Annotated in this window: 13 protein-coding genes; 6 read left to right on the top strand and 7 right to left on the bottom strand. The window is 42.5% G+C overall.

Features of this window, described 5'->3' with window-relative positions; translation table 11 throughout:
* Position 1 precedes the first annotated feature (1 nt).
* The 6 genes from pstC to greB all read right to left on the bottom strand — a co-directional run bounded on the left by pstC (position 2) and on the right by greB (position 6,191).
* Positions 2-958: a phosphate ABC transporter permease PstC gene (gene pstC / locus M1E96_RS01110; protein WP_070929472.1), complete on the bottom strand. Its 957-nt coding sequence runs from the start codon at positions 956-958 to the stop codon at positions 2-4.
* Positions 959-1,089: 131 nt separating this feature from the next.
* Entirely contained in the window at positions 1,090-2,133 is a 1,044-nt protein-coding gene (pstS, locus tag M1E96_RS01105; protein ID WP_140179701.1) for a phosphate ABC transporter substrate-binding protein PstS, read from the bottom strand.
* Positions 2,134-2,450: 317 nt separating this feature from the next.
* On the bottom strand, positions 2,451-3,257 hold the full coding sequence (locus M1E96_RS01100) for a hypothetical protein (protein WP_272580503.1): 807 nt from the start codon (positions 3,255-3,257) through the stop codon (positions 2,451-2,453).
* 197 nt (positions 3,258-3,454) lie between these two features.
* Entirely contained in the window at positions 3,455-4,786 is a 1,332-nt protein-coding gene (envZ, locus tag M1E96_RS01095; RefSeq protein ID WP_369427334.1) for a two-component system sensor histidine kinase EnvZ, read from the bottom strand.
* Entirely contained in the window at positions 4,783-5,502 is a 720-nt protein-coding gene (ompR, locus tag M1E96_RS01090; protein ID WP_008914404.1) for a two-component system response regulator OmpR, read from the bottom strand. Before ompR ends, envZ begins: the two co-directional genes overlap by 4 nt.
* A gap of 203 nt (positions 5,503-5,705) precedes the next feature.
* Entirely contained in the window at positions 5,706-6,191 is a 486-nt protein-coding gene (greB, locus tag M1E96_RS01085; protein WP_140186292.1) for a transcription elongation factor GreB, read from the bottom strand.
* 161 nt (positions 6,192-6,352) lie between these two features.
* Between greB and M1E96_RS01080 the strand changes: the two genes are divergently transcribed.
* The 4 genes from M1E96_RS01080 (at position 6,353) to M1E96_RS01065 (ending at position 11,918) form a co-directional block, all read left to right on the top strand.
* A complete protein-coding gene (locus tag M1E96_RS01080) occupies positions 6,353-8,686 on the top strand; it encodes a Tex family protein (RefSeq protein WP_272580505.1) in 2,334 nt (777 codons plus the stop codon).
* A 348-nt stretch (positions 8,687-9,034) separates the two neighbouring features.
* Positions 9,035-9,265: a ferrous iron transporter A gene (gene feoA / locus M1E96_RS01075; protein ID WP_070929478.1), complete on the top strand. Its 231-nt coding sequence runs from the start codon at positions 9,035-9,037 to the stop codon at positions 9,263-9,265.
* A gap of 40 nt (positions 9,266-9,305) precedes the next feature.
* Complete coding sequence (feoB, locus tag M1E96_RS01070) at positions 9,306-11,624, top strand: Fe(2+) transporter permease subunit FeoB (protein WP_337979740.1); 2,319 nt, start codon at positions 9,306-9,308, stop codon at positions 11,622-11,624.
* A 9-nt stretch (positions 11,625-11,633) separates the two neighbouring features.
* Positions 11,634-11,918: a FeoC-like transcriptional regulator gene (locus tag M1E96_RS01065; RefSeq protein ID WP_272580506.1), complete on the top strand. Its 285-nt coding sequence runs from the start codon at positions 11,634-11,636 to the stop codon at positions 11,916-11,918.
* Here M1E96_RS01065 and bioH read toward each other — a convergent pair.
* Positions 11,854-12,633 carry a pimeloyl-ACP methyl ester esterase BioH gene (gene bioH, locus M1E96_RS01060; protein WP_336193743.1) on the bottom strand — a complete coding sequence of 260 codons (780 nt, stop codon included), beginning with the start codon at positions 12,631-12,633 and terminating at the stop codon, positions 11,854-11,856. The genes M1E96_RS01065 and bioH overlap by 65 nt on opposite strands.
* A gap of 33 nt (positions 12,634-12,666) precedes the next feature.
* On the opposite strand from bioH, the gene M1E96_RS01055 reads away from it, so the two are divergent.
* Both M1E96_RS01055 and nfuA read left to right on the top strand, forming a co-directional pair.
* Complete coding sequence (locus M1E96_RS01055) at positions 12,667-13,350, top strand: phosphoribosyltransferase family protein (protein WP_336193744.1); 684 nt, start codon at positions 12,667-12,669, stop codon at positions 13,348-13,350.
* Positions 13,351-13,540: 190 nt separating this feature from the next.
* Positions 13,541-14,119, top strand: a complete 579-nt coding sequence (gene nfuA / locus M1E96_RS01050) for a Fe-S biogenesis protein NfuA (RefSeq protein WP_272580509.1) — start codon at positions 13,541-13,543, stop codon at positions 14,117-14,119.
* The last annotated feature ends 80 nt before the right edge of the window (positions 14,120-14,199 follow it).

Below are 14,199 nucleotides of genomic sequence, written 5' to 3'. Positions count from 1 at the left end.
ATTAACGGCCCTCGTTCTTCGCTAAACGCATCACCATCAACTTGGATATTGCGAGAACAATGAAAGTGATAACAAACAAGATCAACCCAAGTTCCATCAATGCAGAAGTATGTAAACCACTTTCCGCTTCAGCAAATTCATTCGCTAACGCTGAAGTAATACTGTTACCCGGCATAAATAATGAGAAACTATCTAATTGGTAAGTGTTACCGATCACGAAGGTAACAGCCATAGTTTCACCAAGTGCGCGACCAAGGCCTAGCATAACCCCCCCAATGACCCCGTTGCGAGTGTAAGGTAATACAATGTTCCAAATCACTTCCCATGTGGTACAACCGATACCATATGCGGACTCTTTCATCATGACAGGGGTTTGTTCAAATACGTCACGCATTACTGAGGCAATATAAGGAATGATCATAATGGCAAGGATGATCCCCGCGGCCAAAATACCAATCCCAAATGCAGGACCTGAGAAAAGCTCGCCGACGATCGGGATGCTCGACATCACGTTGCCAACAGGCTCTTGGAAATATTCAGCAAACAGAGGCGCAAAAACAAATAGCCCCCACATACCATAAACAATACTTGGAATTGCGGCGAGAAGCTCAATAGCAATACCCAACGGGCGCTTTAACCAATTGGGAGCAAGTTCAGTTAAGAACAATGCAATACCAAAACTAACAGGTACAGCAATAATCAGAGCGATCAGCGATGTCACTATCGTGCCATAAATTGGCACAAGGGCACCAAACTGCTCTGCGGGAGCATCCCACTCTTTGGTCCATAAAAACGAAAACCCAAATTTCTGCATACTCGGCCACGAGGCAAAAATAAGGGAAATAATGATGCCACCAAGCATTAACAATGTGATTAGCGCAGCAATCTTAACTAATGCGCCAAATATCACATCGCCTGACTTACTCGGTGCTTTAAATGCCGTTGTTTTTTCGGCCATGCGCTTTTTCTCATCCTACACCTACTTTACTAGTAGGATTTAGTTACTACGTTAGAAGGCGGATGGTGTTCCTCATCATCCGCCTACCATTACCAGCCTTTAGGAGGCTCTCGCCTCTCTTGCCTCACATCTTAGAACAAGGGTTTCCCTTGGCTATCTTTAATTTCTGTTTTCCATGCTGCACGAACTGCGGTAACCACTTCTTGAGGCAGAACCGCGTAATCTAGCGCTTCAGCCTGTTTGCCACCTTTTTCATAACCCCAGTTAAAGAAGTCGAGAACCGCTTTACCTTTCTCGGCATTCGCTTGGTCTTTATGGACTAAGATAAATGTGGTTGAAGTGATTGGCCATGCGTTATCGCCATCACGGTTAGTCAAATCTTGAGCGAATGATTTCGACCAATCCACTTTTTTCGCAGCTGCGCTGAAACTCTCACCTGTTGGTGAAACGACCTTACCATCAGCAGAAACTAACTTAGTATAAGCAAGGTTGTTTTGTTTTGCATAGGCATATTCAACATAACCAATAGAGCCCGGTAAGCGCTGAACAAAGGCGGCTACGCCATCGTTACCTTTACCGCCGACACTGTTTTTCGGCCAATTAACGGTTGAACCCGCGCCGATATCATTTTTCCAATTTGAGCTGACTTTTGACAGGTAGCTTGTGAAGACAAAAGTGGTACCTGAACCATCAGAACGTCTAACCACAGCAATGTTTTGGTCTGGCAGGTTCGCATCTGGGTTTAATTTAGCGATAGCGGGATCATTCCATTTAGTGATTTTACCCAGATAGATATCACCTAACGTTGCACCATCTAAAGTCAGCTGCCCTGACTGAATACCTTTTACGTTAACCGCCAATACCACACCGCCAATCACGGTTGGGAACTGAAACAAACCATCTTCTTTTAGTTTTTCATCAGTCAATGGCGCATCTGACGCACCGAAATCAACTGTTTTTGCATTAATTTGTTTAACACCACCAGAAGAACCGATCCCCTGATAGTTCACTTTATTACCTGTTTCTTTCTGATAAGAGTCCGCCCACTTAGCATAAACGGGTGCTGGAAAGGTTGCTCCTGCACCGGTTAAGCTTGTGGCAGCAAAAGAAGACATTGCAGTCATTGAAAGGGTTGCTGCCATTACGCTAGCTAAGGTTGTACGCATCATTTTCATAATCCCTCCGGGGATGTATAGAAACAATTAAGTGTAAATTGTTGGTGAAATGTCACGGTAGGAAAAATAGGACAATTTGATGACAGCAACATGTCTAATTTATGACAGTTTTATGACAATTGATTTTTTTGATATGCCGATTGTCAAAAAATATCAACTTAATTAACAAAATAATTATAAAAATCAAATAGTAATTATTTTGTCATGAAATCAGTCTGTATTGAAACAAAAGTGATAAGCTGTCATAAAAAGATCTGAATCAGCATTAGGTATAAATCAATAAACTCGTAAATACGAGTTTATTGATTGAAAAATAATTAATCACTTTCTTTTAATTTAAATATTGGATGCTCTTTAAGTTGGGCAATTACCTGATCCATGCCTGCTTTACCATCCCCATGAGATTGCGATTCTATTCTTTTAGCAATACCGGCAAATTTCGCCATCGGTGGTGGTAGCGGTGTATTTATCGACCCCATTATTTCATCAGCGGTGACTTGATATTTCTCTGCATTCTTCTTGAATACCGCATGCTCTTTTAATTGCAAAATAACCGCATCCATTCCAATTCTACCTTCCCCATGAGGCTGTGATGCAGTTCCTTTAGCAATACCGTCAAACTTCGCCATCGGTGGTGGTGATGGCGGTATATTTATCGACCCCATAATTTCATCAGCGGTGACTTGATATTTCTCTGCATTCTTCTTGAATACCGCATGCTCTTTTAATTGCAAAATAACCGCATTCATTCCAATTTTACCTTCCCCATGGGGCTGTGATGCAGTTCCTTTAGCAATACAGTCAAATTTCACCATTGGTGGTGTAATGACTGAATTTACGGATGGCATCGGAGGAGGGGGCGGCGGTGTAACTACTCTAGAATCTAGTGATGGGGCTAAAGATAATGTGGGAGTTGTTTTCACTGATACTACTTTTAGAATCTGTGTAGCTTTAGACTTCACTGTTTTTTGTAAGCTAAAATGTTCTAATTTATTAATAAATCTTTTTATTTTCTTTAAAAAACTCGTTCCAATACTCTTTTTTGGATATTCTGTTGTTATCTTTGAATCGTGCAAACGTGTCACAGAATTTCCATTATTAACTATTCCTTTCATATTATTCATATCATATACCCCAATAATTTTATTCCAGCCAATTATCAAAGCAAGATAATCACTAAGTCTTTTATATAACGATGATATTATTTATAAATTATAAAGTTTTGCTTTATAGGATGAATAACTAGGAGTGAACATACCTGAAAAGTAAGAGGCAATAAGATGGCAAAGGCCGCTAGATCTTCACCAACGCTCCATCTAAATCACTCTTCTTTTTCTTTTAACGGTAGGTGTGCGCGAATGGCAAAGCCGCCACGTTCGCTTTTATGAATTTCGATACTACCTTCGTGGGCATCGACAATACGGCGGATAATCGCTAACCCTAGACCCGTACCGGTATTACTACGTGCTTTTTCCCCCTGCACAAAAGGTTGGAATAAGCGTTGAATATCTTCTTCTTTGATCCCTGCACCATCATCTTCCACTTGGAACCAAACCGAGTCTTCATTTTTGCCACTGCTGACTTTAATCCACCCCTTCCCATAACGATACGCGTTGACAATCATATTCGTGATAGCACGCTTAATCGCTAATGGGTTACCATTAACAATCAAATGACCCGGCTCAAATGCCGTTTCAATTTCGCCTGTCACGCTACTTTCTGAGGTAACCGCTTCATTTAAGATTGCGTTCAGGTCACAGAACTCCATATTCATTTCTTGACCTGTTTTCAGGTAATCCATAAATTGCCCTATGATTGCATCACACTCTTCAATATCTTTATTGATTGATTCAGCAAGATAGCCATCTTCAGGACTCATCATTTCCGTTGCTAAACGAATACGGGTGAGAGGCGTACGCAGATCATGGCTGACCCCAGCCATCAATATGGTACGGTCATTTTCAAGCGTTTTGATTTCAGCTGACATATGGTTAAACGAGCGGATCGCCGCTTTCACTTCTGTGGCACCTTTCTCTTTCATCGCAGGTAAAATCACACCTTTCCCTACTTGGCTCGCATGATATTCAAGCTCAAGTAAAGGTTTGTTTTGGTAACGAATATATAGCCAAACACCAGCAAAAATAGATAGAAAGATCGCTAAAGTGTAACGGAACACCAAAGAAAATTGGTTCTGCCCGATTTCAGTCAAAGGGACTCGCACCCAGATATCAGGGGCAAGGTAGGAAGTTAGCCATAAGATCGGATATTCACGGCCAAGCTCTAAGCGTACCTGAGCTTCACCGCCAATATAATCAGACATGTTTTCACTGAGAAAATCATACTCTTTAGCCCAATTCAAACCTTCTTCCATTGCTGCTGACTGGGCATAAAAGGTAATACCTAATTCATTATAGATTTTTTTTCGTAAAGCAGGTGATACCCGTACTGTGGTTCCGTCTTGCAACACCATTTTTTCCGTCATTAATGTTCGTACTTCATAAGCCAGTACTTTGTTGAATTGCTGCAAACTTGGCATTACAACGAAATTCAACACCACCATATAACTGGTGACTAAGCTGGCAAAAAGTAACGCAACGAACAAAAATAACGAGCGAGAAAATGTACTACGTCGAGAGAACCTCAGTCGCTTCATGCTTTACTGCCGTCCGGTACAAATACATAGCCCAAGCCCCAAACAGTTTGGATATAACGTGGGTGAGCTGGATCTTCTTCAACCATACGACGTAAACGTGAAATTTGGACGTCAATCGAACGTTCCATCGCACTGTATTCACGACCTCTTGCTAAACTCATTAGCTTATCACGAGATAATGGTTCCCTTGGGTGTGAAACCAGTACTTTCAGTACCGCAAATTCACCACTCGTTAAAGGCATATTTTCTTCACCTTGGAACATTTCACGCGTACCAAGATTAAGTTTAAATTTCCCAAAAGTGATCACTGCATCGTCTTGAGATGGCGCGCCCGGTAACTCATTCGCTTGGCGACGTAATACTGCACGAATACGAGCCAATAATTCACGTGGATTGAAAGGCTTAGGTATATAGTCATCTGCACCAATTTCTAGACCAACGATACGATCCACTTCTTCGCCTTTTGCGGTCACCATAATAATTGGAATTGGGTTGTTTTGACTGCGTAAGCGGCGACAAATTGACAGACCATCTTCACCTGGCAACATTAAATCTAGCACGATTAAATGAATAGATTCTCTGGTTAAGATCCTATCCATTTGCTCGGCATTCGCAGCACTGCGAACTTGAAAACCTTGCTCTGTCAGGTAGCGTTCTAGCAAGGCACGCAAACGCATATCATCATCGACGACAAGAACTTTATAGCTTTCTTGCATTTTGTAGCCCTCAAGATGTGCAATCTATCAAAATTATTTTTAAAAATTAAGAATATACTATCATATTCCAAGCTGCCTGAGTGTCACCGTCATATAACCAATAACAGCCATCAAACCCGAATTATTTTGTGTATAAGCTAAATATAAAATAGTTAATGTTATAATTTACCATCAACTTGAAATTTAATGAATAATTTTACACGTTATCCGGTTAGTGGTTTATAACTAATATCTAAGACACAATAGTTCACAATTCCACCAGGAGTACGTACTGTGATTTCATCGTCAACCTGCTTACCAACTAGTGCGCGAGCCACTGGAGAGTCAATAGATATCCAATTTTTTGCTGGATCAAATTCATCAGCACCCACTAACCGGAATATTCTGATATTTTCATTATCATCTTCAAGTTTAACCCATGCCCCAAAAAAAACACGTCCTTCTTGCCTTGGGTCAGGTTCAACTATTCTCAGTTGATCCAGTCTTTTAGACAAAAAACGCACACGACGGTCAATCTCTCGTAAACGTTTTTTGCCATAAATATACTCCGCATTTTCTGAACGATCCCCTTGTGCGGCCGCCTCAGAAACAGATTGAGTCACTCTAGGGCGCTCTTCTCTCCAAAGATATTTAAGCTCTTTGTCCAGCGCATCCCAACCTTCACGTGTAATTAAAAGACTCTTATTCATATTTTTAATCAATTAAAAAAGAAGTTAGATAATTATAAATTATACGCAAGACCTTTCTTTGATTTGAATAAACTTCACCCTAGAAATTCTGCGCCTATGCAAGTATAACAGTGCAATGAATTTTTTAACTGTTCTTTGATGATTAGGTATTAAAAAGCGACATGAATGAAACTCTAAGCCAGATAATCGCAGCAGAGCTGCAAGCACAACCTAAACAGGTATTTTCTGCTATCACCTTATTGGATGAAGGTAATACCGTTCCTTTCATTGCTCGATATCGTAAAGAAGTAACGGGTGGGCTAGATGATACGCAGCTTCGTCAACTTGAAAGCCGTTTAGGGTATTTAAGAGAGCTAAATGATCGTAAGCAAACCATTCTTAAATCAATTGAAGAACAACAAAAACTAACCCCCGAACTTGCTGCCGCTATTAACGAAACACTCAATAAAACTGAACTTGAAGACCTCTATCTCCCCTATAAGCCTAAACGTCGTACCCGTGGGCAAATTGCTATTGAAGCAGGCTTAGAGCCTTTAGCTGATGCTTTATGGAGCGATCCAAGCCAATCGCCTGACGAATTAGCACAAAACTACGTTAATGAACAACAAGGAGTGGCAGATACCAAAGCGGCTCTTGATGGTGCACGTTATATTTTAATGGAACGTTTCGCCGAAGATGCTAGCCTGTTAGCTAAAGTTCGTGACTATTTAATGAAAAATGCCCATATTGTTGCCAAAGTAATTGATGGTAAACAAACTGAAGGCGCGAAATTTAGTGACTATTTTGAACATCAAGAACCTGTCGCATCAGTACCTTCTCATCGCGCGTTGGCTATGTTTCGTGGGCGCAATGAAGGCATTTTACAACTTTCACTTAATTGTGACCCTCAGTTCGAAGAACCACCAAAAGAAAGTTACTGTGAAGAAATTATTACCCGCCACCTTGATGTTCGATTAAATAATCAACCAGCAGACCAATGGCGCAAAGCTGTCATTAGTTGGACATGGCGTGTGAAAGTTTTGTTGCATCTCGAAACAGAAATTATGAGCGCATTGCGTGAAAAAGCCGAAGAAGAAGCAATCAATGTATTTGCTCGTAACCTCAATGACCTACTGATGGCCGCGCCAGCAGGTATGCGCTCAACGATGGGACTCGATCCCGGCCTACGTACCGGTGTTAAAGTTGCGGTTGTTGATGCAACAGGAAAACTGATTGCGACTGATACTATCTACCCACATACCGGCCAAGCGGCAAAAGCAGCAGCCATTGTTGCAGCATTATGTCAAAAACATCAGGTCGAACTGGTGGCAATTGGTAATGGTACCGCATCAAGAGAAACAGAACGTTTCTTTGCTGAAGTACAAAAACAATATCCAGAAGTGACCGCACAAAAAGTGATCGTCAGTGAGGCGGGGGCATCCGTGTACTCTGCATCGGAGCTGGCAGCACAAGAATTCCCTGATTTAGATGTTTCCCTGCGCGGCGCCGTTTCTATCGCACGTCGCCTGCAAGATCCTCTCGCAGAGTTGGTGAAAATTGACCCGAAATCTATCGGTGTAGGCCAATATCAGCACGATGTTAGCCAAACTCAGCTAGCACGTAAGCTTGATGCTGTCGTTGAGGACTGCGTAAACTCAGTGGGTGTTGATTTAAATACCGCTTCAGTTGCGCTACTCACTCGAGTCGCAGGTTTGAGCAAGATGATTGCTCAAAACGTCGTCAGTTGGCGTGATGAAAACGGTCGCTTCAATGATAGAAAGCAATTATTAAAAGTAGCTCGCCTTGGCCCTAAAGCCTTTGAACAATGTGCGGGTTTCCTGCGCATCACTAATGGAGATAATCCACTTGATGCATCGACGGTTCACCCAGAAGCCTATCCAGTGGTTGAAAAAATCCTTGAGGTTGTTCGCCAGCCACTCAAAGAAATCATGGGTAACTCACAGGCCTTGAATAACTTAAGTCCGCGTGATTTCACCACAGAGCAATTTGGTGTGCCGACAGTTACCGATATCATTAAAGAACTAGAAAAACCGGGTCGTGACCCTCGCCCTGAATTCAAAACTGCCACCTTTGCTGAAGGTGTTGAAACCATGAATGATTTAACACCTGGCATGATCTTAGAAGGCTCAGTCACTAACGTCACCAATTTTGGTGCCTTCGTGGATATCGGTGTTCACCAAGACGGCTTAGTACATATTTCATCGCTTTCTAACAGCTATGTTGAAGACCCACATAAGGTGGTTAAGGCTGGTGATATTGTTAAGGTGAAGGTGATTGATGTTGATATCCCTCGTAAACGTATTGCACTCACGATGCGTCTTGATGAACAGCCGGGAGAGTCGAATAGCTCACCTCGTCGAGCCAATAACCAAGCCGATAAGGGCGCACGTAAAGCACCTACACCACAACGTGACATATCACGAAAAAATAACGCCTCAGCCGGCAACAGTGCAATGAGCGATGCTCTTGCTGCTGCATTTGGCAAAAAGCGTTAATCAACCTCAACCTCTACAATCATTTTAATAGATTGATTGTAGAGGTTTTTTATTATCACCAAACCAATTTCATTCAGTTAATAATTAAAAAAGTGAATACATTGAAACTTCTTTATTCACCTCAATCATTTCCTTGAAACGCCGTTTCTTCCTCGTAAACACAATATATCGTTGATCCACATCAATTCAATTTGACGAAAAAAGAGGCTAAATATAGCTAATCATTGATGATTATAATTCTTATTATTAATTAGATTTATTTCTGTTTAACCACGTTTTTTGCTTGTGTATATCTATATTTCTAATAATAATTATCAATATTATTACCCATAATGAATGGAAGGCTTTATGTCATTACTTCCTCAACACAGTTATAAAATATTGGGATTCTCACCAGAGATAAGCCCCGCTTACCGACAAAAACTATTATCATTAGGCCTCTTGCCCGGCTCTATTTTTAAAGTTGTCCGCTTCGCACCTTTAGGCGATCCAATACAAATCGAAACTCATCGAGTCAGCTTAGTACTGCGCAAAAAAGACTTAGCACTACTCAATATTGATGAAGCCACTTCGGCGTAACATAACGCAGCAATCTGAACGTTACTATTGGTAAAATTTTATGAAACCACTAACTATCGGCCTAATTGGCAATCCAAATGCCGGTAAGACCACCCTATTCAATCAATTAACTGGTTCTCGCCAACGAGTGGGGAACTGGGCGGGTGTGACCGTTGAAAGAAAGGTTGGCCGTTTTAATACACCAGAGCATAATATTGAATTAGTTGATCTTCCCGGTACCTACTCGCTAACCACGATTTCAGAGCAAACATCGCTAGATGAGCAAATTGCCTGCTACTTCATCTTAAGTGGTGAAGCCGATATGTTAATCAACGTAGTGGATGCGTCTAATTTAGAGCGCAACCTTTATTTGACGCTGCAATTGATTGAGCTAGGCGTGCCATGCATCGTTGCACTGAATATGTTAGACATTGCGCAAAGCCAACACATAGATATTGATATTGAACAGCTCCAACAGCAGCTTGGTTGCCCTGTGATCCCATTGGTTTCAACGCGTGCAACAGGGATTGATAAACTCAAACAGGCCATTGATAGCCATCCACAAAACAATATGCAAGCGCTGGTTGAATACCCAACCGCATTGCTACAGGAAGTGGATTCCTTATCAGAACAAATATCAGCGCAGCAGTTTAGCCAACAACAACGCCGCTGGTTAGCATTACAAATTCTTGAAGGTGATATTTATAGCCGCCAGCGCGCGAATATCTCGAATGAACAACTACATGCAACTCAGCAAAATCTCAAAAATAGCTTAAACGAAGAGCCTGAATTACTGATTGCCGATGCGCGCTACCAATCCATTGCCGCAATCTGTGAAAAAGCGATCAATAACAGCGCCGCAGAACCAAATAGACTTACACAAACTCTTGATGGCGTGATCCTCAATCGCTGGCTGGGTGTACCGATTTTCTTATTTGTAATGTATTTGATGTTTGTATTGGCCATCAATATTGGTGGTGCATTACAACCTTTCTTCGAAGGCGCCTCTGAAGCGATCTTTATTCATGGTATACAGTGGGTTGGAGCTTACTTCAGCTTCCCTGATTGGTTAACCATTTTCCTCGCTCAAGGCGTTGGTGGTGGTATTAACACCGTTCTGCCATTAGTACCACAAATCGGCATGATGTACCTGTTCTTATCTATCTTAGAAGATTCAGGTTATATGGCTCGCGCTGCATTTGTGATGGACAGATTGATGCAAGCTTTAGGCCTACCGGGTAAATCATTCGTCCCACTTATCGTCGGATTTGGTTGCAACGTTCCGTCCATTATGGGGGCTCGTACATTAGATGCGCCACGTGAGCGCTTAATTACAGTATTAATGGCCCCTTTCATGTCTTGTGGCGCACGTTTAGCTATTTTCGCGGTGTTCGCTGCGGCTTTTTTTGGTAAAAACGGTGCCAGTATCGTGTTCTCCCTTTATCTACTCGGTATTGTCGTCGCCATTCTGACGGGTTTGTTACTCAAACATACTTTAATGCGCGGCGAAGCATCTCCTTTCGTGATGGAACTACCGGTTTATCACGTGCCACACGCGAAGACTTTGCTGATACAAACTTGGCAGCGTTTGAAAGGCTTCGTGATCCGAGCCGGTAAAGTCATTGTTGTGGCGAGTATGTTTATTGGTGCGCTCAATAGCTTCTCGTTGTCAGGAGAGCCTGTTGATAATATTAATGACTCTGCTTTAGCTTCTGTAAGTAAAGTGATCACCCCGGTGTTACAGCCGATTGGAGTACATACTGATAACTGGCAAGCGACCGTTGGCTTAATTACCGGTGCAATGGCTAAAGAGGTGGTAGTGGGTACATTGAACACGCTTTATACCGCTGAGAGTATCACCACTGAGCCTTTTGATGCGGCTTCCTTTGACTTACTTGCAGAGCTTGAAGATGCCGTCTCTGAAACATGGGATAGCTTAAAGGAAACCTTTACGTTGAGTGCGCTTTCTAACCCGATCGAAGCAAGCAAAGGGGATGGGGAGATGGCAACAGGCTCTATGGGAACCATGGCGGCTAAATTTGGCTCCGATATCGCAGCCTACAGCTACCTGATCTTTGTGTTGCTGTATGTGCCTTGTGTTTCAGTGATGGGGGCGATTGCACGTGAAACAAATAAGAGTTGGATGACCTTCTCTATTTTATGGGGGCTTAACGTTGCTTATAGCTTGTCAGCCCTATTTTATCAAACAGCAACATTCAGCCAACACCCACAAAGTAGTGTGATCACTATTATTGCGGTCGTGGTATTTAACCTTGCGTTGTTTACGGTATTACGTCGTATGCGTAGCCGAGTCACACTAAACTTAGCCAACAAAACGGCAAAATCCTGTTGTGACTGTTCAGATAAAGTCTGTCATTAAGAGGTAAACATGGTCAGCTTGTTACAAATCAGAGACTTAGTGGCGCTGTATGGGCAGGCTGACCTTGAGCTGCTCAGCGAACAACTTAAAGCCCCCAAACCCTTGATACAAGCAATGGTAGACAAGCTCATCGCCATGGGAAAATTGAAAAAAGTAGATTTAAGTGCCTGTTTAACAGGCACTAGCTGTAAAGGTTGCCCCGAAAGCAATGACTGCTCACACTATGTGCTTACCCTTCCAGACGCGCTAAAAAATCCAACACATACTCACAAAACTCATCAGGGTGAGAAATAAAGGGAGCATGAGCACTATGGCGCATCACTACTGAAGGAGAGTTCGGATACATATCATCCAGTATAGTCGCAACTTTACGTGGCACTAAACCATCTAGATAGCCATAAATACGCAAAAATGGCACGGTAAGATCCTTTAACTCTTCACGTAAATCCACAACGCGCAAAATTTCCAAACCTGCATTGAGGATATCCACTTTGGGTATTGGCTGTTCGAGTACTACCGTTCTAAGCAGTTTGGCATCATTACGTGCACTTTCAGTCCCTAACGTTTGTAGCGCTAAAAAACGCTCTACTGTGCGTTGGAAATCCATTGCAAGTTGCTGCTCAAAGCCCAATAACACCTCGGACTTGATCCCCGGCCAAGCATGGTCATGAGCTTGAAAACTTGGTGATGATGCCACCGTGATCAACCCTTTCACCTCAGCAAAATGGTCGAGAGCAATACGGCTTGCCACTAAGCCACCGAGTGACCAGCCTAACCAAATGGCATGCTTAGGTGCTTGTTGCCATACCGTGTTAGCCATAGATTGCACATCCATAGCGTCAAAACCTTGGCTACGCCCATAACCGGGTAAGTCAATTAAATGCAAACGAAAATGCGAACCCAATCGAGGAACGACTGAACGCCACACTTCCGCATTCAATCCCCACCCGTGGAGGAGCACAAGATCTTGAGCCCCCTCTCCAATTGTCTCCCAATAAAGCTGTGTCATGGTTACACTCTCTTTTTTCACAGGAATATGCTTATGCTAACAATGCAAGGTGCCTGTTGGCTATGCCTACAAGCCTTAAAATTAACTCACCATGGCATTTGTTCTTTTTGTCTTAGAAAGCTACCTTCGATGCCAATCTGTTGTCTTTGTTGTGGATTACCTACAGAGCATAACCATCTGGCTTGTGGCCGTTGCTTACAGCACCCGCCTTCATGGCAAAGGCTAATTAGCGTTAGTCCTTATCAACCACCTTTACGCAAACTGATCCATCACTATAAATTTAACCCACAACCTCAATTAGCATTTGTGTTAGCAAGGGTATTCGTTTTGCATTGGCTTAAGGGGTATCGACAACATTTTTGGTGCAAACCACAACGGTTAATCACTATCCCATCACACCCCAAACGATTATGGATGAGAGGATTTGACCACATCGCCTCAATTGGTGAATATTTATCCAATTGGTTAAATATCCCATATTCACGAAATTCATTATTGCGTACTCGTGATACACTGGCACAAATAACATTAAAACGTAATTACCGTCATAGTAATCTTAATGGCGCATTTACCTTAACTGGTTCTGTTGTAGGACAACATATCGCGATTATTGATGACGTGTTGACGACAGGAGCCACCATGCAAACAGCGGCACAATTGCTGATTTGTGCGGGAGCACAGACTGTACAAGCTTGGACGATATGCCGAACCTTGTAGTATAGGGTCAAATGGGCGTATTATAACCAACTAATGCGGTCAACTATACCCCAAATAATTCGAGTTGCAGTTAGGCGACAAGTGAAGATAGACGGGGAGCATAGATAAACTATGTGACTCGGCTAGCTGAACGTAGTCAACAACACTGCAACTTGAAGGATTTCTGGTAGATTATTAAATTGAGCAAATTATGATTAATATTACTGAAGCAGCACAGGCTCATTTTGCCAAATTGTTGGAAAACCAAGAGCCAGGCACCCAAATTCGCGTGTTCGTTATTAACCCGGGCACACCTTCAGCTGAGTGCGGCGTATCTTATTGCCCACCAGATGCCGTTGAAGCGACTGACCAAGAGCTAAAATTTGAGCTTTTATCCGCTTACGTAGATGAAATCAGTGCACCATTCCTCGATGACGCTGAAATTGATTTCGTCACCGACCAACTTGGTTCACAACTGACACTCAAAGCACCTAACGCTAAAATGCGTAAAGTGTCTGATGATGCTCCGCTAATCGAGCGTGTTGAATACGTCCTACAGTCACAAATTAACCCGCAACTGGCAAGCCATGGTGGTCGTGTATCACTGATGGAAATTACCGATGACGGCTTTGCAATTTTACAATTCGGTGGTGGTTGTAACGGCTGTTCAATGGTTGATGTAACATTAAAAGAAGGGATCGAAAAAGAACTTCTGAAAATGTTTGAAGGCGAGCTGAAAGGTGTGAAAGATCTGACTGAGCACCAACGTGGTGAACACTCGTTCTACTAATTGCTGAAAACCATTTCGCAATTAAATGTTACAGGACAAAGAAGAGGAACTTCTTTTCTTTGTCCTACTCAATGAAAGCC

It is taken from the genome of Providencia sp. PROV236 (assembly GCF_033676985.1).
Taxonomy (GTDB): Bacteria; Pseudomonadota; Gammaproteobacteria; order Enterobacterales; family Enterobacteriaceae; genus Providencia; species Providencia manganoxydans.
This window is presented reverse-complemented; position numbering and strand designations above follow the sequence as displayed.